The 22,802-nt window shown below is 69.3% G+C and carries 21 protein-coding genes; 10 read left to right on the forward strand and 11 right to left on the reverse strand.

The features are described from left to right. Position 1: 1 nt before the first annotated feature. Complete coding sequence (locus ABNG04_RS06985; RefSeq protein WP_371161244.1) at positions 2-2,476, forward strand: efflux RND transporter permease subunit; 2,475 nt, start codon at positions 2-4, stop codon at positions 2,474-2,476. Between the two features lie 683 nt (positions 2,477-3,159). Here ABNG04_RS06985 and ABNG04_RS06990 read toward each other — a convergent pair. From ABNG04_RS06990 to ABNG04_RS07005, 4 genes are all read right to left on the reverse strand, one after another. Continuing rightward, entirely contained in the window at positions 3,160-4,821 is a 1,662-nt protein-coding gene (locus ABNG04_RS06990) for an HTTM domain-containing protein (RefSeq protein ID WP_371161245.1), read from the reverse strand. A gap of 120 nt (positions 4,822-4,941) precedes the next feature. After that, entirely contained in the window at positions 4,942-5,397 is a 456-nt protein-coding gene (locus ABNG04_RS06995; RefSeq protein WP_371161247.1) for a pyridoxamine 5'-phosphate oxidase family protein, read from the reverse strand. Between the two features lie 156 nt (positions 5,398-5,553). After that, complete coding sequence (locus ABNG04_RS07000; protein ID WP_371161249.1) at positions 5,554-5,712, reverse strand: DUF7560 family zinc ribbon protein; 159 nt, start codon at positions 5,710-5,712, stop codon at positions 5,554-5,556. A gap of 64 nt (positions 5,713-5,776) precedes the next feature. Beyond that, positions 5,777-6,412, reverse strand: a complete 636-nt coding sequence (locus ABNG04_RS07005) for a helix-turn-helix domain-containing protein (RefSeq protein WP_371161250.1) — start codon at positions 6,410-6,412, stop codon at positions 5,777-5,779. A 114-nt stretch (positions 6,413-6,526) separates the two neighbouring features. On the opposite strand from ABNG04_RS07005, the gene ABNG04_RS07010 reads away from it, so the two are divergent. The 5 genes from ABNG04_RS07010 to ABNG04_RS07030 all read left to right on the forward strand — a co-directional run bounded on the left by ABNG04_RS07010 (position 6,527) and on the right by ABNG04_RS07030 (position 13,202). Then, positions 6,527-6,916 carry a helix-turn-helix domain-containing protein gene (locus ABNG04_RS07010; RefSeq protein ID WP_371161252.1) on the forward strand — a complete coding sequence of 130 codons (390 nt, stop codon included), beginning with the start codon at positions 6,527-6,529 and terminating at the stop codon, positions 6,914-6,916. Positions 6,917-7,101: 185 nt separating this feature from the next. After that, positions 7,102-8,706 (forward strand): PAS domain-containing sensor histidine kinase, encoded by a 1,605-nt coding sequence (locus tag ABNG04_RS07015; protein WP_371161254.1) that lies wholly within the window; start codon positions 7,102-7,104, stop codon positions 8,704-8,706. Between the two features lie 89 nt (positions 8,707-8,795). Next, positions 8,796-10,958: an acetate--CoA ligase family protein gene (locus tag ABNG04_RS07020; protein WP_371161256.1), complete on the forward strand. Its 2,163-nt coding sequence runs from the start codon at positions 8,796-8,798 to the stop codon at positions 10,956-10,958. Continuing rightward, the gene (locus ABNG04_RS07025) at positions 10,951-12,012 is read left to right on the forward strand and encodes a phosphotransacetylase family protein (protein ID WP_371161258.1); all 1,062 of its coding nucleotides are present in this window, start codon (positions 10,951-10,953) and stop codon (positions 12,010-12,012) included. The genes ABNG04_RS07020 and ABNG04_RS07025 overlap by 8 nt, the downstream gene beginning before the upstream one ends. A 149-nt stretch (positions 12,013-12,161) precedes the next feature. Then, positions 12,162-13,202: a cell division protein CdpA domain-containing protein gene (locus tag ABNG04_RS07030; protein WP_371161260.1), complete on the forward strand. Its 1,041-nt coding sequence runs from the start codon at positions 12,162-12,164 to the stop codon at positions 13,200-13,202. Positions 13,203-13,245: 43 nt separating this feature from the next. On the opposite strand, the gene ABNG04_RS07035 is transcribed toward ABNG04_RS07030, so the two are convergent. Both ABNG04_RS07035 and ABNG04_RS07040 read right to left on the reverse strand, forming a co-directional pair. Next, entirely contained in the window at positions 13,246-14,355 is a 1,110-nt protein-coding gene (locus ABNG04_RS07035; RefSeq protein ID WP_371161262.1) for a DUF373 family protein, read from the reverse strand. Between the two features lie 153 nt (positions 14,356-14,508). Beyond that, a complete protein-coding gene (locus ABNG04_RS07040; protein ID WP_371161264.1) occupies positions 14,509-15,228 on the reverse strand; it encodes a DUF6517 family protein in 720 nt (239 codons plus the stop codon). Between the two features lie 151 nt (positions 15,229-15,379). Here ABNG04_RS07040 and ABNG04_RS07045 point away from each other — a divergent pair, with 151 nt between their 5' ends. Next, entirely contained in the window at positions 15,380-16,378 is a 999-nt protein-coding gene (locus ABNG04_RS07045; protein WP_371161266.1) for a radical SAM protein, read from the forward strand. 134 nt (positions 16,379-16,512) lie between these two features. Beyond that, on the forward strand, positions 16,513-16,809 hold the full coding sequence (locus tag ABNG04_RS07050) for a DUF7130 family rubredoxin-like protein (RefSeq protein ID WP_371161268.1): 297 nt from the start codon (positions 16,513-16,515) through the stop codon (positions 16,807-16,809). Between the two features lie 45 nt (positions 16,810-16,854). Here the strand turns inward: ABNG04_RS07050 and ABNG04_RS07055 are convergent, their stop codons facing one another. The 4 genes from ABNG04_RS07055 to ABNG04_RS07070 form a co-directional block, all read right to left on the reverse strand. Continuing rightward, the gene (locus tag ABNG04_RS07055; RefSeq protein ID WP_371161270.1) at positions 16,855-17,136 is read right to left on the reverse strand and encodes a preprotein translocase subunit TatA; all 282 of its coding nucleotides are present in this window, start codon (positions 17,134-17,136) and stop codon (positions 16,855-16,857) included. A gap of 58 nt (positions 17,137-17,194) precedes the next feature. Beyond that, a complete protein-coding gene (gene nreA / locus ABNG04_RS07060) occupies positions 17,195-18,517 on the reverse strand; it encodes a DNA repair protein NreA (RefSeq protein ID WP_371161272.1) in 1,323 nt (440 codons plus the stop codon). Positions 18,518-18,579: 62 nt separating this feature from the next. After that, the gene (locus ABNG04_RS07065; protein ID WP_371161274.1) at positions 18,580-19,506 is read right to left on the reverse strand and encodes a ligand-binding sensor domain-containing protein; all 927 of its coding nucleotides are present in this window, start codon (positions 19,504-19,506) and stop codon (positions 18,580-18,582) included. A 51-nt stretch (positions 19,507-19,557) separates the two neighbouring features. Then, positions 19,558-20,553 carry a transcription initiation factor IIB gene (locus ABNG04_RS07070; protein ID WP_297887000.1) on the reverse strand — a complete coding sequence of 332 codons (996 nt, stop codon included), beginning with the start codon at positions 20,551-20,553 and terminating at the stop codon, positions 19,558-19,560. 138 nt (positions 20,554-20,691) lie between these two features. On the opposite strand from ABNG04_RS07070, the gene rnhA reads away from it, so the two are divergent. Next, complete coding sequence (gene rnhA, locus ABNG04_RS07075; protein WP_371161276.1) at positions 20,692-21,288, forward strand: ribonuclease HI; 597 nt, start codon at positions 20,692-20,694, stop codon at positions 21,286-21,288. Beyond that, complete coding sequence (locus ABNG04_RS07080; protein WP_371161277.1) at positions 21,275-22,033, forward strand: DUF7108 domain-containing protein; 759 nt, start codon at positions 21,275-21,277, stop codon at positions 22,031-22,033. The genes rnhA and ABNG04_RS07080 overlap by 14 nt, the downstream gene beginning before the upstream one ends. 97 nt (positions 22,034-22,130) lie before the next feature. Here the strand turns inward: ABNG04_RS07080 and ABNG04_RS07085 are convergent, their stop codons facing one another. Further along, positions 22,131-22,481: a PadR family transcriptional regulator gene (locus ABNG04_RS07085; RefSeq protein ID WP_371161279.1), complete on the reverse strand. Its 351-nt coding sequence runs from the start codon at positions 22,479-22,481 to the stop codon at positions 22,131-22,133. Positions 22,482-22,802: the final 321 nt, after the last annotated feature.

The raw sequence follows: 22,802 nt of genomic DNA on the forward strand, positions 1-22,802 counted from the left end.
GATGTCGCTCAGTGATCGGATCGAGGCGGGCATCCGCCGGCTCAACGACGCCATCGTCGACCGACCGCGACAGGTGATTGTCGCGTTCCTCGTGCTTACTGCGGTGTTTGCCGGTGGCATCGGACTCGTCAGCACCGACACTGGGGCGACAGATGCGTTCACTGAGGGGCTCGCCGAACAGGAAGCACTCGACGCGGTCAACCAGGAGTTCGACGACCCGTTCGAAGCCGACAGCGAGTCGACTCAACTCGTCCACACCGGCGGCAACGTCCTCACAAAGGAGGAACTCACGCGCGAGCTGCGGCTACTCGAGGACCTCTCACAACGGGACGACCTGCGAGTTGCGTCGGCGAATGGTCCGGCGATGGTCGTCGCGAGCGCGATCGACCCGTCCGCGACGACGATCACCGAGAAGCGGCGCGCGCTCGAGGCGGCGAGTCCGACGACGGTCCGCCAGACGGTTCAGCAGCTGTCCGAGAACCCGCAGTTTAGCCGCGCGGTGTCGACCGACTTCAATCCGACCGCTGTGAGCGCGTCGGCGTCGATCACTGTCGTGTCACACGACGTGCCGGCCGGCTTCTCGGGACTTCAGGAACTCCAGACGACCGTTCAGTCGATCGCGGAAGACTACCCGAGCGACATCCGCGCCTTCGGCACCGGCGTGACGAACGCCGAAACGGCGAACGTCATCGGCGACTCGCTCACGATCGTGATGCCGGTCGTCGTGCTGCTGCTGCTGATATTCCTCGTGGTCGCGTATCGGGACCCGATCGACCTGTCTCTGGGGCTTCTGTCCCTGCTGATGACCGTCGTGTGGACGTTCGGCTTCCTCGGCTACTCCGGGATTCCGTTCAGCCAACAGCTGATCGCCGTCCCAGTGTTGTTGCTCGCCGTCGGGGTCGACTTCGGGATCCACATCATCAACCGGTACCGCGAGGAGACCGCCAAGGGGTACAGCGCCATCGAGGCGATGCGGGAGGCGAACAACCAGCTGATGATCGCGTTCATCATCGTCACCGCTACGACGGTGTTCGGATTCGGTGCCAACGTCATCTCCGATCTTGGCCCGATCCGCGACCTCGGCATCGCCTCGGCGATCGGGATCGTCTTCACGTTCCTGATCTTCGGGCTGTTCCTGCCGGCGGCGAAGCTCGAGGTCGACAAACTCCGCGACGCGTACGGTGTGCCGGAGTTCAACTCCGCGCCCATCTCCTCGAGTGATTCGACGCTCGGCAAGCTACTCAGCTTCCCGACACAGATCAGCCAGTACGCGCCGATCGCGCTCGTCATCCTTCTGCTCATCTCGGGTGGGATGGCGACGGCTTACGGTAGCGGCGTCGACACCTCCTTCGAGACCGAGGACTTCCTCCCGCCGGAGGAACTCCCCGAGTACGTCACTGCGCTCCCCGGGCCGTTCGCGCCAAGCGAGTACACCGTTACGGAAACGATCTCGCTGCTGGAGGACCGCTTCTCGACCAGCCAAGACCAGTCCGTGAAGATATACGTCGAGGGGAACTTCGAAGAGGATCACGCGCTCGAAGCGATCGCCGCCCCGAACGCGGATCCGCCCGGCACGCTCGGCGTCGCTGACGGTGGCCGCGCTCGCCCGACGAGCATCATCACCGTGATTCAGTCGCAGGCCGCGCGAGACCCGGAGTTTGCCCGTCTCGTCGCCCGGAGCGACGTCGACGGCAACGGTGTTCCGGACCGTAACCTGGAACGCATCTACGACGAGCTGTTCGCGTCACCGGCCGGTGACCGGGCGGAACAGTACCTCACGCCCGACCGGCGAAACGCGCAGATCGACTACGCCATCGACTCGAGCGCGAGCCAAAGCGAAGCCGCGGCCGACGCCCGCCAGTTCGCCGAGGACTTCCGGCTCGAGGCGACCGCGACCGGGCAGCTCGTGGTGTTCGCTGCGATCACGGACATCATCTTCAACTCCGCGATCCAAGGGCTGATCCTCGCGATGGGCCTCACCGGGGTCTTCCTCGTCGTCGCCTACGGCGTGTTAGAGGGGAAACCACTGATCGGGATCGTCAACCTGTTCCCGATCGCGATCGCGATCGCCTTCCTCCTCGGGACGATGCGCGCACTCGGGCTCTCGCTCAACGCGTTGACAGCGACGATCCTGTCGATCTCAATCGGACTCGGGATCGCGTACTCCGTTCACGCGACGCACCGGTTCATCGACGAGTACAACGAGAACGGGGACGCGCTCACGTCGATGGTCATCACGTTCTCCGGGACCGGCGGCGCGCTGCTGGGCAGTATGCTCACCACGTCGCTCGGTACCGGTGCGCTCGCGCTCGCGATCACGCCCGTTCTCGGGGACTTCGGGCTGCTCATGGCTCTCAGCGTGATCTACTCGTTCGTCTTCACGATCGTTGCGCTCCCCCCTGCCGTTCTCCTCTGGGAACGGTACCAGCCCGGTGGAACGGATGTCGAGCTGTCGTCGACCCCGTCCCACCGTTGAACCAGGGACACGCTTCTTGGTAATCTGCGGGCGGTCCAGCTTTCCGCCGCTGTCGTGCCGACCACTTTTTTAGCCGATTCGACGAGCCTCCACCATCTGCTCTCTGAATCGGGTCGAACGCTCTCTCAGGGCCGGACACGCCAGCGTGAGGTGGAAACATTCGTGTGACAAGATAGCTTGAAGTACGTCGAATGGTAACACGTGTATGCTAGCTACTGTCACGAATACACGTCTGATGGCCGGCTTGGCACTTGCTATCAGTACTCTACTGTGGCGGTGGCTAGTAATCCACGGTGAAGGCCTCTGGTCTGGGAGGCTGACATCTTGACGTGACAGTAAGGACCGCTTCCAGCTCCGTGCTGGTGCGGGCCTTATACTGCCGACAAACAGCTCACCGAGCGTACTTCTCCCTGTCGAGTAGCTCGTGTCACTCACTGTCTGGGACTGGATTCGACCGCCACCACGCCCGTGCCCGTTTCGACCCCGAGCAACGACCGCGTCGTCTCGACCGCCGATCCCGTTGCGGTGACGTCGCGTCGCGAACTGGTTGTGAACCCGTTCTGGTCCTCCTCGTAGGTGACATCGCTCCCCCGACGACTCGCTTCGCGTCCCCATGACGGCCGCCTCGAGATTACCGAGACTTCCACGCGACCGGACCGCAGCCGGATCGACTCGCCGAACCGCTACTCGTTCTGGACGAACTCGCCCGAGCAGTCGTACTCGATCAGCTCGTACTCGTTCGCGGCCTCGACCGTCCCGTTGTAGGGGTTCGTCCGCTCGTACCCCCGGTAGATCGTCACGGTCTCGACGTCCGTCTCGTGGGTCCGGTTCCAGTCGCTACAGAGGTAGTTCGCGAGGTACGAGCGGTGGTTCTCGTTGTCCGCGCCGTCGACGTTCTTGAGGTACTTCCGCCACCGCGAGGTGCGATAGGTGGTCTCCGCGCGTTCCGGCCGGTCGAAGCTGACCGCGGCGTCGCGGTACACGTCCCGCTCGGTCCCGTCTTCGAGCGCGCCGACCGCGACGACCCAGCGCGTCGTGTGGATCGGGTCGGGCGCGAACATCTGCCAGGACTGGCTCATCTCGACGGTGTCCAAGGCGTCCTCGGCGGGGTCCGGCACCTCGGCGTAGCCGACCGACGCCGCGCTCGACAAGAGGATCAACACGAGGAACGCGTACGGGAGGACCGTGGTGAAGAGGACGCGCCCGCGAGCGAGCCCGCCGCCGAAACCTCCGCTCTGGAGGGCGGCGAGCCGCTCCGCGCCGATCGGTCGCGGGAGCGCGGCGTCGACCGCGTTCAGGCGTCGCGCCAGCGAGACACACCGGTCACGCCAGCGCGCGACCCCGCCCGCCCAGTTCAGGCGGTCGACGACACGTTCGATGGCGTCCCAGATCGGAGTCTGGAAGAACGGGAGGAACCCGACGACGACGATGATCGGAAAGAGGCCGACCCGGATCGTGACCGCCATCCCGAGGTGCATTCCGACGAACAGCGACGCGAGGACGGCGCGCGGGAACCCCGTGAGCAGGAGCAACAGCGGCGACGCAAAGAGTAGCACCACCCACAACACCGTGAACACGCGCAGGAGGAGACTGAACTCCGCGAGGTAGTTGCCGAGGAGGTAGCTGAACTGGTCGGCCTGCATGACGTACACGACCGCCTCGCCGCTCATCCAGAGTTCGCTCTCGAACTTGTGGACGGCATTCGTCAGGTACATCACCAACACCTGCGCGAGGACCGCCATCGTGGCGACGTTCGCCACCGCGGTCTCGGTCGCGCTCAGCGCCGGGGCTCCGGCGTCGCCCTCGGTTGCGGGGTCGGTCCCCTCCGCTCCTCCATTCCGCGCGTCTGCCCCCCTGACGGCGTCGACGGACCAGCGCGCGCCGAGCGGGAGAAAGAGGCTCCAGAACAACAGCGCGAGGAGCAGGTCGTCGCCCGCGTTCAACACCATCGGATTGCGGGCGTGGAGGGAGAGCAGCAGCAGCCACGAGACCGCGGTCGCGAGCCGGGTCCGGTAGCCGACGCACAGCGCCAGGGCGGCCACGCCCGCGACGGCGAACACCAGCGCGACGGCCCACGGCTCGCCGACGAGGGCGTGGACCGAAAGCGTCCCCACGTAGTCCGCGAACAGCGCGCGCCGGGGGAGGACGCCGGCATCGGTGTAGAAGGCGGTCAGCGACCGCGACCGCGCCGCGAGATCGGCGAGTAATACCGCCCCGAGGCCGATTCGGAAGGCCGCGAGCGCGCGTCGGTCGACCGCGACCCGCGCGGCCAGCGCGGTCGAGAGGCGGTCGAGGAGGGTCGCGACTCGCGAGCGAGCGGTGTCGTCGGGGCGCGTTCCGTTCATAATTGCGTCAGTCGTCGCTCAGCGGGAGTCGCGACGCGACCGGCATAAGTTTGTGGTGTCGCTGACACGGCCCGAGGTACTCCCCGCGACCGCGAGCAAACGCCCGGCGGTGCGCCCCTCTTACGTCTCGTCGCGCTCAACGACGACCGTCCGCCCGGTCAGCTTCTCGGGGGCGAACCGGTAGAGCTCGATGTCGAGGTCCGGCTTGTCGTCGGCCCAGATCTCGAAGAGGGGGCGCTGCGTCTCCCCGTACTGCGCGATCGTCTCGGGGGTGAGCTCCTCGATGTCGACCCGTTTTAGCGCGCCGACGCCGACGACGCTCGCGTACTCGTCGTCGTCGTCGGCGTAGACGACCACGCGGGCCTGCGGCGTCGACGCGAGGAACTCGCGCTTCTCGCTGTCGGGCGTCGACACCAGTCGGAGGTACAGCTCGCGGTCGTCGGCGTCGTACCCGTAAGAGATCGGGATCGCGTACGGCGCGTCGTCGCGCGCGAGCGCGAGGACGCCCGTCTCGTGGCGCGACAGGTGTGCGTCCACCTCGGCCGGCGACATCTCGACCTCGCTGTTCGTCGGCATACCCGCCCTTCCGCGTACGTGGTGATAAAGGAAACGAGACAGTACGGGCGGCGCGACGCGGGTGGACGCGGCGACGAGGCGACGCGGGGTCGAGAACGGGGACGCGGCGACGCGACACCGCAGGCGGGGATCGCGGGGCGATCGCTTCGCGACCGATCAGCCGACTGTCGGCGCCTCGCCGATGTCCTCCTGGGTGACCGGCGCGCCGCAGACGACACAGCCCGTCTCGAGCAGCGTCGCGCGCATCGCGTCGTCCACCTCGATCGAGCGCCGACACTCCGGGCAGACGAAGGTGTGGGTGGATCGCCCCGTCATAGCTGTGGGTACGCCACCCACGCTCATCAAACCGGCCGCGGATTCTCGCGGCTTCGGAACACGGTCAATCCAGCAGCGACCCGAACAGCTTCCGCTGGGCGGCCGCGACGTGCTCGGTGAACGTCGACCGGCCGATGCCGAGCGACTTGGCGACCTCACCGGCGTTGGCCCCCTTGGGGTGATCGAAGTAGCCCGCCTCGTAGGCGGCTGCGAGCACCTCGCGCTGCCGCTCGGTCAGCTCGCTCCGGTCGACCGTGACCAGGTCCGTCTCCGTCGGCGTCGTCGTCGACTGAAGCAGTCGGAGCACCTCCATGTCTGGACACCGGTCGCGGAACGCCTCCAACACCGACCGCAGCGTCGGCAGGTCGGTCGCGTGGAAGGTGAGCCGGAGCCGCCCGTCGCGGATCACCGCCTCCGAGAGGGGCGTCTCGTGGCGGTCGAGGACGGCGAACGGCGAGTCCGGATCGACGGCCGCGTCGAACCGGTACGCGGCCCGCCCGCCGTAGTCGAACACGACCTCGACCCCCTCGGGAACCGAGAGGTCGGCGTCCGCGATGAACTCGATCACGACGCGCTCGGCGTCGTCCGGGGGCGTACAGCGCTCGATCTCGGCGACCGTCGCCGCGCCGTCGACGACGCCGTCGAACGGCGACGGCGCCGCCGCTGGCAGCGAGACCTCCGCCCGGATTCCCGATCCCATCTCGTTCGTCCCTACCCGTCCCGGGCAAAAACGTTGGCGGGCGCGCGATCCGGTATAAAACGCCCCGCATATGATGGGTCACCGTTCGGGTGGGTGGAGCCGGTACGTATAGATATGAAACGCCCCCCGCGGACGAACGACGCGACGACGACGACGACCGAGGGAGACGCGGCGCTCGACGCGACGTTCGAGGCGCTCGCCGACGCCGACTGTCGAGCGATCCTCGCGGCTGCGGCGACGCCGAAGACGACGAGTGAGCTCGCCGAGGCCTGCGACATCGCGCTCTCGACCGCCTACCGGAAGGTGGAGCTGCTGAGCGAGACGCCCCTGCTCGCCGAGGGCGTCCGCTTCGACCCCGACGGCGACCACGCCGCAGAGTACGTCCGTGACGCCGCCGACGCCGCGATCGAAATCGACGACGAGGGCGTCTCCCTCACAGTCGACCGCGAAGGGGCCGACCCCCTGGCCGCCGCGATCGACGCCCCCGGCGTCTCGGCCGACTGAGCCGCCCCGCCCTGCCCCGCTCGACCGCGGTCCGCCGCGCTCCGGTGCTGATTCCGATCGACTGGGGCGCCCCCGCTCGCTGACTGCCGGCGGGAGCAGGACACGCGCGTCTGTACCGATCGTTCATTTTCGGCCCTGATAATCGCGCGGACAGTATTATATTCTCGCTTTCGCAGGTATTCCGTATGCCACGATCACCGGCGCCCGAGATCCTGCTCGACCTCTCGCAGGACAAGGTCACGGTGATCGACGAGACGGGCCGGTTCCAGTATCTCAACGCCGCCACGCGCGACCTCCTCGGCTACGACCCCGAGGAGCTCGTCGGGACGAACGCGTTCGAGCTGATCCATCCCGACGACGCCGACCGCGTCCTCGCGGCGTTCGAGACGCTCCTCGTCGACGGCGAGCCGCCCGACGCCCCGATGGAGTACCGGTACCGCACCGCCGACGACGACTGGGTGTGGGTCCGGACCCGCGTGTTCCCGCCGAGCGAGACCGGGCTCGACGGCTACGCGCTGAGCTCCCGCGACGTCACGCTCGAGGTCGAATCCCGTCGGCGGCTGGAGACGATCGCGTCCACCTCGCCGGACGTGCTGTGGATGTTCACCGCCGACTGGAGCGAGCTGTTGTTCGTCAACGAGGCGGCGAAACCGGTGTACGGGATCTCCCGAGAGAAGCTGCGCGAACGGCCACAGGCCTTCCTTGAGGTAGTCCATCCGGACGACCGCCCGGCGGTCGAGGACGCGATGCAGCGGCTCTCGGCCGGCGAGTCGACGAACCTCGACTACCGCATCGGCACCGGCGACGAGGGGATGCGCTGGGTGCGAGTGCCGGCCCGGCCGGTCGTCGAGGACGACACGGTCGTCGCGATCACCGGCTTCGCCCGCGACGTCACCGACGAGTACCGCCGGAAGCGCCAGCTCACGGTGATGGACAACCTGCTGCGCCACACGATCCGCAACGACATGAACATCGTCGACGGCACCGCCGAGCAGATCGCGACCCGCGTGGACGACGCGCTCCGCGCGGCGGACGCCCCGATCGACGACGCGGCCGGCCTCGCCACCGATCTGGTTGACCACGCGGAGACGATCCGGCGCGTCGCCGACGACCTGTTGACCTCGGCCGAGAAGCAGCGCGGCGTGATCGACCTGCTCCGTCGGAAGGAGCCGCCGAAGCCGCTCCGGGTCGCGTCGCTCGTCGAGACCGCAGTCGATAGCGCGCTCGCCGACGCCGACGCGGCCGCCGCCGAGGTGTCTGTCTGCTGTCCCGACGACCTCCGGGCGTTCACCCACCCCGAGCTGGACTACGCGATCGCGGAGCTGGTCGAGAACGCGGTCGAACACGCGGAGGCGGCCCCGGAGGTGGCGGTCGAGGTCACCGCGCCGGCCGCGCGTGTCGAGATCACCGTCCGGGACAACGCGCCGCCGATCCCCGCGGAGGAGCGTAACCCGATCACCGACCGCTGGGAGATGGACGACTTGACGCACACCGGCGGGATGGGGCTGTGGCTCGTCTACTGGATCGCCGACCGCTCGGGCGGCGACCTGACGTTCGACTCCGGCGACGACGGGAACGCGGTGACGATCAGCGTGCCGGACGCCGACTGCGAGTCGACGCCCCCGGGCGGAACGTGGGGCGACCCCGGCGGGGTTGCGGTCGGCCCGGCCGAGGCGGACGGCGGGGCGCCGGTCACGGGCTCTGACCCCGTCCCGAACGAAGCGCCCGACGACGCCGCCGCGACCTACGGCGTTCCCCGGGACCCGTACTCGGAATCGATCGACGAGTGACCGGAACCCGATCGATCGTTCACCGTTGACTCCGATTCCGAACAACATCCCACCGATCTTAAGCCGACGCTTCGCGTACTCACACGTTGATGGGTACGCTCAACGAGCTGTTCGACCCGGATCGGGTCGCCGTCGTCGGCGCGACCGCCCGCGAGGGCGCGGTCGGCCGCGCGGTCACGTCGAACCTCCTCGACGACTTCGCCGGCGACACGGTCCCCGTCAATCCGAACTACGACGAGGTGCTCGACACGCCCTGTGTCGACGACGTCGCCGACGCGGACGCCGACGTCGCCGTCGTCGTCGTCCCCCCCTCGATCGTGTTAGACGCCATCGAGGCGTGCGGCGAGGCGGGGGTCCGTAACGTCGTCGTGATCACCGCCGGGTTCGGCGAGACGGGAGAGGACGGAGCGGCGAGGGAGCGTCGCCTCGCGGAGCTAGCCGACGAGTACGACCTCAACGTCGTCGGCCCAAACAGCCTGGGGATCATGTCGACTCCCTCGGGCATGAACGCCACGTTCGGCCCCGAAAACGCCCTCCCGGGCGGGCTCTCCTTTATGAGCCAGTCCGGGGCGTTCGTCACCGCGGTTCTCGACTGGGCCAACGACAACGAGATCGGCTTCAAAGACGTCGTCTCCCTCGGCAACAAGGCCGTCTTAGACGAGACGGACTTCGTCGACCACTGGGGGTCGGACGAGGAGACCGACGTGATCATCGGCTACCTCGAGGGAATCGAAGACGGTCGCGAGTTCATCGAGACCGCCCGCGAGACGACCCAAGACACGCCTATCGTCGCCGTGAAGTCCGGCCGGACGAGTGCCGGCGCGCAGGCGGCCTCCTCGCACACCGGCACGCTCGCGGGCTCCGACAAGGCGTACGAGGCCGGCCTCGACCAGGCCGGCGTCATCCGGGCGGAGTCGGTCGACGAGCTGTTCGACTCGGCGGGCATCCTCGGGAGCCAGCCGCTGCCCGACACCGACAGCGTCGCCATCGTCACGAACGCCGGCGGCCCCGGCGTGATGGCGACCGACGCGGTCGGCGACGCCGACCTCGACATGGCGTCGTTCACCCGCGAGACGAGCGACGCGCTCGCCGAGTCGATGCCCGAGGAGGCGAACATCCACAACCCGGTCGACGTGATCGGCGACGCCGACGTCGACCGGTTCCGCGAGGCGCTCGAGATCACCGTCGAGGACGACAACGTTGGCGCCGCCCTCGTGTTGGCCGCACCGACGGCGACGATCGACTTCGACGAGCTGGCGGACGCGATCACCGACGTGAGCGACGAGATGGACGCGCCCGTCGCCGCCTGCCTGATGGGCGGCGACCGGACCCGCGAGCCGAAACAGCAGCTCCAGTCGCGCGGGATCCCCTGCTACTTCGATCCCGCCCGCGCCATCGACAGCCTCGCGACGCTCGCGACCTACCGCGACATCAAGCGACGGGAGTACGCCGACCCGATGTCGTTCGACGTCGACCGCGAGCGCGCCCGCGAGATCCTCGGCTCGGTGCGCGACCGCGACGACAACCGCCTCGGCGTCGAGGCGATGGAACTGCTCGACGCGTACGGGATCCCCACGCCGGACGGCGAGATCGTCGACTCCCCCGCCCGCGCCCGCGAGGTCGCCGAGAGCGTCGACGGCGACGTGGTGATGAAGATCGTCTCGCCGGACATCCTCCACAAGTCCGACATCGGCGGCGTCGCCGTCGGCGTCGCGGACGACGACGTGGCGGACACCTACGAGGACCTCATCACCCGCGCCCGCAACTACCAGCCGGACGCGACCGTCCTCGGCGTTCAGGTACAGGAGATGGTCGACCTCGACGACGGCGTCGAGACGATTGTCGGCATGAACCGCGACCCGCAGTTCGGGCCGCTGCTGATGTTCGGGCTGGGCGGCATCTTCGTTGAGGTGATGGAAGACACCACCTTCCGCGTCGCGCCCGTCTCCGAGCCCGAGGCCCGCGAGATGACCGAAGAGATCCAGTCGGCGCCCCTGCTCCGGGGCGCGCGCGGCCGCGACCCGGTCGACGTCGGCGCCGTGACCGAGACGATCGGCCGACTCTCGCAGCTGGTCACCGACTTCCCGGCCATCCTCGAACTCGACATCAACCCCCTCGTCGCACTGCCCGACGACGACGGCGGCACGAACGCCGCCGCCGTCGACGTGAGACTCACCGTCGACCCGGAGGCACTCGACGCTCCAGCGACCGAACAGCAGCCGCTCGACGCGGAGGAACCCACCAATGACTGACACACCCACCACACTCGTCACCGCGACCGGAGACAGCGCCGGAAAGACAGCGATCACCGTCGCCCTCGCGCGGCTCGCCGCCGACCGCGACCGCAGCGTCGGCTACATGAAACCGAAGGGGACCCGACTCCAGTCGAACGTCGGCAAGACGCTCGACCAGGACCCGATGCTCGCCCGCGAGGTGCTCGGCCTGGACGCCGAGATGCACCAGATGGAGCCCGTCGTCTACTCGCCGACGTTCGTCGAGGGAGCGATCCGCGGCACCGAGGACTCCGAGGCCCTGCGCGACCGCATCAGCGAGGAGTACGACGGCATCGCGGCCGACCACGACCGAGTGTTCGTCGAGGGCGGCGGCAGCTGGACCACCGGCGGCGTCGTCGACCTCACCGACGTCGACGTGGCAGAGCTGCTCGACGCGAACGTCGTCCTCGTCGCCGAGTACGGCTCGCCGAACGACTTAGACGAGGTGCTGGCGGCCGCCGACGCGTTCGGCGACCGCCTCGCCGGCGTCGTGTTCAACAAGGTGTCCGACGACGCCTTCGAGTCGCTCGACCAGGACGGCATCCCGTTCCTCGAGTCGAAGGGGATCACCGTGTTCGGCGCGCTCCCGTACGAGAAGGAGCTCGCGGGCGTCACGGTCGGCGAGCTCGCGGACGAGCTCGGCGCGGAGCTCCTCACCGACGCGCCCACCGACGCCTTCGTCGAGCGCTTCCTCGTCGGCGCGATGGGCGGCGACGAGGCGCTGCGGTACTTCCGGCGCGCCCGCGACGCCGCCGTCATCACCGGCGGCGACCGCGCGGACGTCCAGACCGCGGCGCTCGACGCCTCCGGAGTCGCTTGCCTCGTCCTCACGGGCGGGCACCGGCCCTCCGGCGCGGTGCTTGGCAAGGCCGCGGACGGCGGCAAACCCGTCCTCGCGGTGAACACCGACACGGTCACGGCCATCGATCGCGCCGAGGAGATCGTCCGCGGCGGCCGCACCCGTGACGTCCGCACGGTCGACCGGATGGCCGAGTTGCTCGACGACCACGTCGACGTCGACGCGCTCGTCTGAACCGGCCCGCGCGGGCGGGTTCGGCGCGGAACGTGACGGAGATCAGCGAGAGACGTGACCGGGTGTCGACGCCGGGCGCGGCGCCTCCGTCCCCCGCCGTCCGTGATTGTCTGACGTACTGTTTTCACGGTGGACGACATATGCCGTCTATGACCAGTCTCTCGGAGGCGTACGGCGGACGGGGGCGCTCCGGGGTCGACCCGCGTCGGCTGTACCTCGGTGTGGGGTCGTTCGTCGCGGGCGCGCTGCTCCTCCTCGCAGGCATCCTCGTGGCGGCCGAGGTGGCGCTGCCGGCGAGCTACACCTCGGGAACCGCTCGCGAGGTCGGCGGGGTCCTCGGCGGCGTCGGCGTCCCGCTCGTGCTGCTCGGCGTGATGGCCGTCCTCCCGGCCGACCGCAACACCTACGCCGCGGCGATCGTCGGCGCGGTCGTCATGTGCCTCGGCGTGGCGCTGTTCGCGCACGCGTACCCCCAGCAGTGGGTGGGTGGCCCGCGCCCGGAGCTGACCGACCTGACGCTCCCCACCGCGGGTGTCTACTTCCTCGGGGCCGCGACGACGCTGTGGAGCGTGTTCGTTGGCGTCGCCAACTTCAAGACCCGCAACGACCCCGGCGGGACCGTCTCGATGGAGGTGACCCACAAGGGAGAGACGAAGGTGGTCGAGGTCCCCCGCGACCAACTCGGGAGCCGCGGCGGCGTCGGCCTCCTCGGCGGCACGCCCGACGGCGACGTCGAGACGCAGACGAACCGGTCCAACGCCGACGGCGGCACAGAACGAAACACGTCCCCGCCGACATCGGGAGCGGAGGCCGATGCGTCGTCGCGACCGGACGCCTCCGGAGCCGAGACCGGTCGGAGAAACGGTAAGGGAACCGGGCGGGGGGCCGACGCCGGGGGCCGCACTGGTCCCGCCTCGTCGGGCGTGAGCGACGGCGGCAGCGCCGACACGGACATTTCGTCGCCGCTCGACGACGCGGGACCGACGGGCGGTCCGTCGTCCCCCGCGACGCCTGAGTCCGCGCCCTCGCCCGGTTCCCCCGCCGCGCGCGACGGGCCGGGCGACGCCTACTGCGGCAACTGCGCGCAGTTCGACTACGTCCGGACCGACGACGGGATGCGGCCCTACTGCGCGCACTACGACGAGCTGATGGACGACATGGAAGCGTGCGACTCCTGGACGCCGCGGTAAGCGGCGCTCCGGCTCCCCCCTACCGCCGCCCAGACTCTCCTCTTCAGACCGGCTCCGTCGACGGGAGCTGCGACTCCGCGACGGCGAACGCGAGCGTGCTCAACACGCCGATGAGCGTCCCGGCCGCGAGCGCCATCGCCAGCTCCGAGAGCCCGAGCGCCGTCACGCCCGGCGCGTCCGGGAGGAAGAACCCGGAGACCGCGAACAGCACCACGGCGATGGAGGCGACGTAGAAGGGGGCGTTGAGGTAGCGCCACCGGAACCGGCCGGCGAGGTACTCGTCGGTGATCTGTCCGAGGCTGGAAGTGACGCCCGCGACGCCGAGCCACTGGACGAACCCGTGGACGAACGCCGCGAGCCCGGTCCCGGTGGCGAGCGAGCCGCCCTGAACGCCGCGGACGACGTCGACGGTCTCGATCCCCTGAACGCCGCCGACGACGATGAGCGCGAGCGCGACGACGTAGGTGACGAGCGTCACGCGGCCGGTGTAGAGGACGGTGCGGACGGTCTCGGCGGCCCCGTCGACCGTCTCTTCGAGCCCCAGCCCGCGGAACAGCGAGTAGAGCCCGACCGCGCCGGAGAGGATCCCCAACACGGCCGCCCCGGCCACGTCGAAGAGGTTCGCGACGACGACGAGCGGGTAGATCAACAGGAGGACGCCGAGCGGGATGAGTATCGTCCCCCTGGTCTCCGGGTCCGCGAGGACCTGCTTGATCGTGTAGTACAGCGACTCGAGGTCCTGCGCCTGCCGGACGACGACCCGGCGCATCCCGTCGATCGGCATCCGCGACCGGATCACGGGGAGGACGGACTCGTCTTGGGCCCCGTCGGTGATCACGACCGCGGACACCTCCTCGCCGGTCGACAGCTCGGCGAGCACGCGGTCGACCTCCTGGCCGACCGCGCGGTTCGCCTTCACCTCGGGGCCGTCGACGCCCGTGACGGCCGCGACCTCGACGGCCTCGCCCTCGGCCGCCAGCTCGTCGTGGACGTTGACGCCCTGGAAGAGGACGTTGACGTCGGAGTCCTCCGGGTCGGCGGTCGCGAGCGCGACCGCGGCCTCGGTGACGTCCTCGTCGCCGATGACGGGGGTGGGGATCCCCGTCTTGCGGCCGAGGTCGTCGTCGAGGTCGACACAGAGGACGAGCAGCATCGTCCGACGCTAGGTGAGGGGGCGACATATGTTTTCGGCTCGGCCCACCCTCCCCGAGCCGGTCGCCGGGGCCGTCGCTGTCTGCGTATTCGCGGCGACAGCGAGCCGCCCGCGAGGTCCGTCACGCACCGGTCTGCCGCGCCGTCGCGCCCGTCAGTTCTCTTCGTTCGGCTCGTGTTCGATCCCGTTCATCATTGAGCGGACGTTCTCGCCGTCGCCGAACGACGCGGGGTAGGCGGCCAGCGGGAGGACGAAGTCGCTCCCCGCCTCGACCGGGGCCCCGACGTGGAACTGGAGCTCGACGCTCACGCCGGTGTCCTCGATCTGCCCGTCGGCAGAGTACACGACGACCTGCGCGTCGGAACCGAGCACCGTCGTCGTGTACTCCGAGCCGCGTTCGAGGCTGCTGACGCCCTCGTAGCGGTCCGCGATCAGCGCGGCTCGTTCGTCCGCGCTGAGGTCGGCGATCGGGTTGAACGCCTCACCGAGCACCTCGACCTGCGGCGTCGCCACTGCCGCGAAGACGGCCGCCTGGTAGCGCTCACCGAACAGCTCGACGGCCTTGTCGTACTCGGCGACGGCGTTCGTCACCTGGACCTCCCGTGTCGACCCGCCGACCTCGAACTCCCGGCTGACCGTGTCGTCGGTGACGTCGTTGAGCTCGTAGCCGGTCTCCGAGAGCGTCGCGTCGGCGACGGTCGCGGTGCCGGAGGCGAACTCCGCGGTCCCGCCGGTGGCGACGTCGAACGCGGTACAGCCGGCGAGACTCGCCAGGCCGAGGGCTCCCCCGGCGGCGAGCGCGCGGCGACGCGTGACCGCGCCGGTCGTGGAGCGCTTCTCGTCGTCGGATACTGGCGGCTCGCCGGATTTCATGTCTCTCCGTCGCGGCGGCGGGGGTACATACTTTGTGTTCGGGCCACTGCCGCCGCGGCGCGGCCCATCGCCGACTCCCCCGTGGCAACGGATCTCTCGGGACCGCACGGTTCGGACGCTTTTTGAGGCCGCAGCGGGTAGAAAGGGGTAGATGATCTCCAAGGGCTGTGAACAGTGCGCCAAGGGCGGGAAGATGGTGCTGTTCGTCTACGGCTACTGCGACCAGCGGGACTGCTTCTACTGCCCCCTCGGAGAGAACCGGAAGAACGTCACCGACGTGTACGCCAACGAGCGGAAGGTCGAGTCCGATTCCGACGTGATCGAGGAGGCCAAGCGGATGAGCGCGCTCGGCACCTCGATCACCGGCGGCGAGCCGCAGGAGGCGATGGCGAAGACGACTCGGTACCTCGAACTGCTGAAAGACGAGTTCGGCGAGGACCACCACACGCACCTCTACACGGGTATCACGGGCGGCCGCGAGAACATGCGTCGCCTCTCGGAGGCCGGTCTCGACGAGATCCGCTTCCACCCGCCGCTGGAGATGTGGGGCGACATGCACGGCACCGAGTGGGAGGAGATTCTCCACATCGCCCGCGAGGAGGGGCTCACACCCGCCTTCGAGATCCCCGGCATCCGCGCGGAGCCGGAGTTCTTGGAATTCCTAGACGAGGGCGCCGCTGAGTTCTGTAACATCAACGAGTTCGAGATGTCCGACGGGAACTACCGCCGGATGCAAGAGGAAGGGTTCGAGCTCCAGGAGGGCCACATGTCCGCGGTCGAGGGGTCGAAGGACGACGCCATCCTCGAAGAGATGGCGAGCCACGAGAAGGTGTACTTCTGTACGTCGGTGTTCAAAGACGCCGCCCAACACCGCAACCGCCTCAAGCGGATGGCGAAGAACATCCGCCGCGAGTTCGACGAGGTGACCGACGACGGCACCCTCGTCTACGGGAAGGCGTTCGCCGAGCCCGAGCGGTTCGAGGCGCTCGGCGTGCCCGAGGAGTTCTACACCGTCAAGTCGGACCACGTCGAGGTCGCGTGGTGGCTCCTCGAGGAGATGGTCGAGGACGGCGACCTCGACGAGGGCGAGATCGTCGAGCAGTACCCGACCGTCGACGGCACCGTCGTCGAGCGCACGCCGGTCGCCTAACCCCTGTCGTCGCCCGACCGCCGTTATCGGCTTCCTTCTGCGGTCGACTCTCTTGATTCGCTACGGCCCGAGACCGGCGCGCGCTCGTGTCACTTGCTACCACACTTATGAGGTACCGGCACGTATTGCCGCCCATGGCCTCCGAAGAACCCGTATTCGCCGACGTGAGCATCGGACAGACGGTGTACAACGAGGACGGCGACCGTCTCGGGTCGATCCGCGGGGTCGACGACGACGGCTTCTACGTCGCGTCGCCGTCGAGCTCCGAGACGCTGACGCTCACCGACGCCCGCGACGTGTTCGGCACCGCGTACGTGATGTGGCGCTGCTGGGAGTGCGGCGAGATGGGGGAGATTGGCGAGCAGCTCCCCGCCAACTGTCCGAGCTGCGACGCGCCGCGCGAGCAGCTGTACTACTGGGCCGAGGACTGACCGACGCGTCGCGACGTCATCCGGCGTCGGCGGTTCCGAGCGGGATCAGTTTCGCTCGGTCTCGCCGGCGTCCGCCTCGCCGTCCACCTTCTCGCGGAGCCGCTCGACTTCCGCCTCCAGCTCGGCGATCCGGTCGGCGTCGGCGCCGTCGCTCGACGCCGACTCGCCGCCCGCTGCGGTCTCGTCGTCGGAGCCCAGCCTGAAGAACAGCACCAGGCCGGCGATCGCGGCGAGGGGTACGCCGAAGAGGAACACGAGGACGACGAGGAGGATCAGCAGCTCCGGACCGCCGGGAACGCCGCCGAACGCGGGGACCGCGGGTACCATGCGCCGACCCACTCGCCGGCGCGACTAAAATGGCCGGGGCGGGCGGCGCCGTGGCACCTCACTCCGCGTCGACGAAGTCCCCGAGGTTCGCCTGGAGCCCGGCCGCCAGCGTCGACTTCCGACGGAGCCGGCCGAGCGAGACGGGGAGGTGGTCGGCGACGCCGCGGACCGCCTCGCCGAACGTCTCGGCGGTGCCGCGCTCGCCTTCGAAGGCGTTGCGGACGGCCTCGCGCACCTGCCACACGCCGACCGGGCCCCAGTAGTCGTCGGAGACGTGACGTACGACGAGCGCCTTCGCCTGCCGGCCGCGGTCGTCGAGGTGTTCGAGGACGCCAAGCCGCGCCGCGTAGTACGCGCCCGCGGTCTCCTCGACGTAGCCAGTCCGGCCCTCGCGCCCCTCGCTGGCGGCCGCGAGGTACACCCCGGCCTCGGGGTCGGGGTTCCAGATCGAGCCGGGCGACTTCATCTCGACGAGCTCGTACTCCCACCGCCCCGGCACGAGGATCACCCAGAAGGCGTTGCCGAGGTACTCGTTGCGGTGGACCTCGACCCGGTCGACCGTCGGGTTATCGCGGATCGACCCACGGAGGAACTGTCCGACCGTGTCGTCGACGGCCGTGATCGACCAGCGGGTCGGGACGAGCCGGCGGTTCTCGCCTCGGCCGAGCGCGCCCGCCGAGAGGATCGTGTTGATCTCGTACACGTCGAACCCGCGGCGGTAGAGGTACGTCATCGCCCCCTCGGCGCGCCAGTCGTCGTCCTCGAGCGTCTTCTTCACCGGCCGCGGGACGTGCGGGTTCTCGTCGAGGTCGGCTGTACGCGCCGCCGCGCGCGGCCCGGTCGGCGTCTTGATGTCCTCCGTGCCGACGTCAAAGTCGAGGTCCGGGCGGCCGTCGAGCCCGATCTCCACGTCGACCGGGCGGTCCGCGATGGCGACCTCGCGCTGGACGCCGAGCCAGCCGTCCCACGCGTCGTGGACGCTCTCTGCCGGGCCGCCGCCGACCGAGGTCACTCCGGCCGTCGCGCCGGCGTCCGCCACGTCGACGCCCCGCGTCGAATTGAGCAGGCTCGTCCGCCGGTCGAACACGTCGGAGATGGAGACGCCCTCGTCGTACCACGCCGCCGAGGTCTCGAACGCGGCCGCCCGCTCCTCGCGACCGACCGGCGAGAGCAGGCCGGTCGAGACGTTCGGGTAGTCCGCGCGGCCGACGAAGATGGAGGGCGAGACGCTGCCGACGACGGCGTCGTCGGAGACGTGCTCGTCGAAGCGCCGCTCGAAGGAGTCGAGGTGATCGAGGATGCCGTAGTCCTTCTTGCTCGCGAGGCGCCGCCGCTCGGCGCGCTCGTTCGCCTCGTACTCGATGAACTTGTCGAGCCGCATTCGCCGACCGTAGGGCCGAGTCGGACTTGACGGTGTCGCCGCCGCGCGCGCGGCGCCGGAGATCAGGTCGCGAGCGACGTGACGCCGGCCGGGAGTTCGGCCCCGCGCGTCCACGCGTCGCCCTCGCGGCGGATCAGCGGTGCCGACGCCTCGGGGACGAACCCGTCCGCGTCGACCCGCATCGTCCCGCCGACGAGCGCCCCGTCGACGACCGCCCAGGAGATCGCGAACGCCGGGTCGGCGGCGGGCACCGGGTCGGCCGCGGCGTCGAACGCGGGGTCGTCCGCGGCCGCCGAGAGGGTCACGCCCCCGGGCGCTTCGGGTCCCCAGCGGTTCGCGCCGGCGTAGAGCCGCCCGTCGTGGACGACCACCTCGCGGAAGTAGTTCGCCCAGAAGTCGCGGAAGTCGGTGTCGAGCCGGAACCACCGGTCGCCGTCGTCCGTCCGGTAGAGCCCGTTCCCGGTGGCGGCGACGACCGATCCGCCGTCGAGCACGCGCAGGTCGTGGACGTCGTCGTGGACGCCCTCGCCGTACCGCCGCCAGAAGTCGCCGTCGAACGCGTAGACGCCGCCGGGCTCTAACCCGGCGAGCACGCCGTCGTCCGGGTGGACGGCCAGCGTCCTGACGCTCGGCGCGCCGCCCGGCGCGCGGTCCCGCCAGCGGTCGCCGTGGGGATGCGCGTCAAGGTCGCCGACCGGGTCGAAGCGCCACCCGTCGGCTGCCGATCGCGCGCGCAGCACGCCGGCACCTCTGGTCCCGAGCAGCACGGTCTCGGGGCCGGCGAGCACGGAGACGGGGTCGTCCGGGCCGTCGAGCCGTCGCCAGTCCTCGCCGTCCGGCGACCGGAACAGCCCCTCGGCGGTCGCGGCGAGCCGCGCGTCGCCGCTCCGCGCGACCTCGTAGACGCGGCCGCACGCGGCCGTCCGCGTCGGGTCGTCGTTCGGTCCGTCGAGCCGATACAGTCCGCGGTGCGTTCCGCAGACCAGCATGTCTCGCGATCGGATGTCGAGCAAAAAAACCGTGCCGCTTCCGCGGGCCCGCTAGCTGTGGATCCCCATCGCCTCAATCTGCTCTTGGTACCGGTTCCGGATAGTGACCTCGGTCACCTGCGCGACGTCGGCGACCTCGCGCTGGGTCTTCTTCTCGTTACAGAGCAGCGAGGCCGCGTAGATGGCCGCCGCGGCGTAGCCGGTGGGTGACTTCCCGGAGAGGAGTCCCTGTTCGGCGGTGGTCTCGATGATCTCGTTCGCCTTCGACTGAACCTCCTCGGAGAGCTCCAGCTCAGAGGAGAACCGGGGGACGTACTTCTTCGGGTCGACCGGCCGCATCTCCAGCCCGAGCTCCTGGGAGATGTACCGGTAGGTGCGGCCAATCTCCTTGCGGTCGACCCGGGAGACCTCGGAGATCTCCTCCAAGCTACGCGGGATCCCCTCCTTGCGACAGGCGGCGTAGAGGGCGGCGGTGGAGACGCCCTCGATGGAGCGCCCGCGGATCAGGTCCTCGTTGAGCGCGCGTCGGTAGATCACCGACGCCACCTCGCGGACCGACCGCGGGACGCCGAGCGCCGACGCCATGCGGTCGATCTCCGAGAGGGCGAACTGGAGGTTGCGCTCGCCCGCGTCCTTCGTCCGAATTCGCTCCTGCCACTTTCGCAGCCGGTGCATCTGCGACCGCTTCTTCGAGGAGATGGAGCGCCCGTAGGCGTCCTTGTCCTTCCAGTCGATGGTCGTCGTCAACCCCTTGTCGTGCATCGTCTTCGTCGTCGGAGCGCCGACGCGCGACTTCTCCTGTCGCTCCGAGTGGTTGAACGCGCGCCACTCCGGGCCGGGATCGATCTGCTCGTCCTCGACGATGAGCCCTGTCTCCTCGTGTATCAGTTCCCCGTCGGCCGTCCGGGTGAGGTCCTCCGGATCGAAGTCTTCCGGGTCCAGTTCGTCGACGTCTTCCACCTCCGCGACATCGATCGCCTCTTCCTCGGCGTCCTCGTCCCCCACGCGCTGCCGGTCGTGATCCCGTTGCCGGGTGGGCCGTGTCATCGCATTTATATGCTATCCAATCGGTTTTACTTAAAAGTTCGTTACCATGCGGATTATTACCATGATCTGGCTTCTCCCGGCTTAACCGCGGATCCCGGACGGACAGCCCTTTGTCCGCCGGGCGCGGAACCCGGACGAATGCCGACGATCGACTGCGACCCGGCCGCGGCGCGCGAGCGACTCGCGGACGCGGACGTCCGGATCGACGAGGGGAACACGCCTCACGAGCGGTGGCGCGCCGAGCGCGACGGGGCGGTCGCGGTCGCGTACGACGACAAGGTCGTCGTCCAGGGGAGCGACCCCACCAGGCTGACCGCCCTCCTGCGCGACGGCGGCGGCCGCGCACACGTCTACTTCGACGGCGCCTCCCGCGGGAACCCGGGGCCGGCCGCGGTCGGCTGGTGTCTGGTCACGTCCGACGGGGTCGTCGCCGAGGGCGGCGAGCGGATCGGGCGCGCGACGAACAACCAGGCCGAGTACGCCGCGCTGATCCGAGCGCTGGAGGCGGCCGACGAGTACGGCTTCGACGCGGTCGATGTCCGCGGCGACTCACAGCTGACCGTCAAGCAGGTCCGCGGCGAGTGGGACGCCAACGACCCGGAGCTCCGCGAGCGACGGGTCCGCGCCCGGGAGCTGCTGGAGCGGTTCGACCGCTGGTCGATCGCGCACGTACCGCGGGAGATAAACGAACGCGCCGACGATCTAGCGAACGAGGCACTCGATGACGCGAACTGACGACGAACCGCCGGAGTGGGCGAAGGAACGGGCACGCGAGATGATGGCGGGCGAAGGCGGCGACGGCGAGACCGACGACGCCGCGGACGCCGCGACGGCCCCCGAGCGAGAAGAGGAGCGGGTCCCCGACGTCCCCGCCGAGGCGGTCGACGAGGCGGAGCGGCTCACGCGGCTCGCCCGCGAGGCCGAGTCCGCGGAGCCGACGCCGGAGATCGAGGCGGCGGCCGAGCAGTACCGGGAGCGACGCGATGCCCTCGCGGCCGAGTACGGGTACACCGTCCGCGTCCGCGACGAGGACGACACGCTCGTGCTGTACCCCGACGAGTGGATGGATGACGGGACGGTCCAGCTCGACCGCGTCGAGGACACCGAGCGCGCCGTCGAGGTGTCGCTCTCCGGGCCCGGCGACGCCGACCGCTACCGCGAGGTGGCCGCGTACAACGAGGCGGTCGCCGAGGCCGTCGCCGAGCGGGAGGCGGACGTCCACGCCCGGACCGCCGAGACGTTCGCGGCGTTCATGAGCAACCACTACGTCCGGCCGGTCGACGACGCCACGCCGGCGATGCGCGCCGAGTTCCGCGAGGAGTACCTGGTCCGCAACGGGTGGCCGACCGACGAGCAGCTCGCCGCGGTCGACGAGTCGCTCTCGGTGATCGAATCGGTCGCCGAACACGTCGACGATCCGGATGCCGTCGACGACGCCGCGGACGCAGGAAGCTCGAACGGCGACGACGAGACGGCGTAGCGGCCGCTCAGCGGTGAGAGAACGCGGCTTTCGCCGTGCCGTGTGCCAAAAGATTCGGTCGGAGTGCTGTGCCGCCTGCCCCGCGGGCGTCGGTCGCTTACTCGAGCAGCGCGCGGACCTCGTCCGCGCGTTCCTCGTCGGTGACGAACCGGTCGAGGACCCACTCGATCTGGCCGAGGACGACGTCGTGCCCCTCGCTGGTGAGCTCGTACTGGTTCGTCCGCTTGTCGAGCTCGCTCTTCTCGACGAGCCCCATCTCGACGAGGTCGTCGAGGTTGGGGTAGAGCCGGCCGTGGTTGACCTCCGAGCCGTAGTACGCCTCCAGCTCCCGCTTGATCGCGAGGCCGTACATCGGCTCCTCGGCGAGGATGGTGAGGATGTTCTGTTGAAACGCCGTCAGATCGCTCGCGGCTGTCGACCCATCACTGACTGCTTGTGCCTCTGACATACACAACAAAAGGGAACCCGAACTTATATTCTTTCTCAACATTCACGATCGCTGCGATGCGTCAGATCGGGCGTTCGTCAAGATCTCGCGGTACCAGTGGTCTCACGCCGGATGTGCCTACTATTCAGGCGTGACCCGTTGTCGACCGATCGGCACCAGTTCCGACCGATGCGCCGACGATCCGTCGGCCGTCCCGCGCCTGCGGTTCACGATCGAAACCGATCGATCGGTCGTTCGCCGGCCGCGGACTCGGCGACGCCGGTTCGCTACGGCCGGTCCCGTGGAGAGGTCGCCCGCGGCGCCGATCCCGAAAGGACTTTG

Origin of the sequence: Halorubrum miltondacostae, from assembly GCF_041379815.1 — an archaeon.
In the GTDB taxonomy this organism is placed as follows: Archaea; Halobacteriota; Halobacteria; order Halobacteriales; family Haloferacaceae; genus Halorubrum; species Halorubrum miltondacostae.

Excerpts from the sequence above, each read along its gene's own strand:
- ABNG04_RS06985 (WP_371161244.1), top strand. The coding sequence starts at position 2 with ATGTCGCTCAGTGATCGGATCGAGGCGGGCATCCGCCGGCTCAACGAC.
- ABNG04_RS06990 (WP_371161245.1), bottom strand. The coding sequence starts at position 4,821 with ATGAACGGAACGCGCCCCGACGACACCGCTCGCTCGCGAGTCGCGACC.
- ABNG04_RS06995 (WP_371161247.1), bottom strand. The coding sequence starts at position 5,397 with ATGCCGACGAACAGCGAGGTCGAGATGTCGCCGGCCGAGGTGGACGCA.
- ABNG04_RS07000 (WP_371161249.1), bottom strand. The coding sequence starts at position 5,712 with ATGACGGGGCGATCCACCCACACCTTCGTCTGCCCGGAGTGTCGGCGC.
- ABNG04_RS07005 (WP_371161250.1), bottom strand. The coding sequence starts at position 6,412 with ATGGGATCGGGAATCCGGGCGGAGGTCTCGCTGCCAGCGGCGGCGCCG.
- ABNG04_RS07010 (WP_371161252.1), top strand. The coding sequence starts at position 6,527 with ATGAAACGCCCCCCGCGGACGAACGACGCGACGACGACGACGACCGAG.
- ABNG04_RS07015 (WP_371161254.1), top strand. The coding sequence starts at position 7,102 with ATGCCACGATCACCGGCGCCCGAGATCCTGCTCGACCTCTCGCAGGAC.
- ABNG04_RS07020 (WP_371161256.1), top strand. The coding sequence starts at position 8,796 with ATGGGTACGCTCAACGAGCTGTTCGACCCGGATCGGGTCGCCGTCGTC.
- ABNG04_RS07025 (WP_371161258.1), top strand. The coding sequence starts at position 10,951 with ATGACTGACACACCCACCACACTCGTCACCGCGACCGGAGACAGCGCC.
- ABNG04_RS07030 (WP_371161260.1), top strand. The coding sequence starts at position 12,162 with ATGACCAGTCTCTCGGAGGCGTACGGCGGACGGGGGCGCTCCGGGGTC.
- ABNG04_RS07035 (WP_371161262.1), bottom strand. The coding sequence starts at position 14,355 with ATGCTGCTCGTCCTCTGTGTCGACCTCGACGACGACCTCGGCCGCAAG.
- ABNG04_RS07040 (WP_371161264.1), bottom strand. The coding sequence starts at position 15,228 with ATGAAATCCGGCGAGCCGCCAGTATCCGACGACGAGAAGCGCTCCACG.
- ABNG04_RS07045 (WP_371161266.1), top strand. The coding sequence starts at position 15,380 with ATGATCTCCAAGGGCTGTGAACAGTGCGCCAAGGGCGGGAAGATGGTG.
- ABNG04_RS07050 (WP_371161268.1), top strand. The coding sequence starts at position 16,513 with ATGGCCTCCGAAGAACCCGTATTCGCCGACGTGAGCATCGGACAGACG.
- ABNG04_RS07055 (WP_371161270.1), bottom strand. The coding sequence starts at position 17,136 with ATGGTACCCGCGGTCCCCGCGTTCGGCGGCGTTCCCGGCGGTCCGGAG.
- nreA (WP_371161272.1), bottom strand. The coding sequence starts at position 18,517 with ATGCGGCTCGACAAGTTCATCGAGTACGAGGCGAACGAGCGCGCCGAG.
- ABNG04_RS07065 (WP_371161274.1), bottom strand. The coding sequence starts at position 19,506 with ATGCTGGTCTGCGGAACGCACCGCGGACTGTATCGGCTCGACGGACCG.
- ABNG04_RS07070 (WP_297887000.1), bottom strand. The coding sequence starts at position 20,553 with ATGACACGGCCCACCCGGCAACGGGATCACGACCGGCAGCGCGTGGGG.
- rnhA (WP_371161276.1), top strand. The coding sequence starts at position 20,692 with ATGCCGACGATCGACTGCGACCCGGCCGCGGCGCGCGAGCGACTCGCG.
- ABNG04_RS07080 (WP_371161277.1), top strand. The coding sequence starts at position 21,275 with ATGACGCGAACTGACGACGAACCGCCGGAGTGGGCGAAGGAACGGGCA.
- ABNG04_RS07085 (WP_371161279.1), bottom strand. The coding sequence starts at position 22,481 with ATGTCAGAGGCACAAGCAGTCAGTGATGGGTCGACAGCCGCGAGCGAT.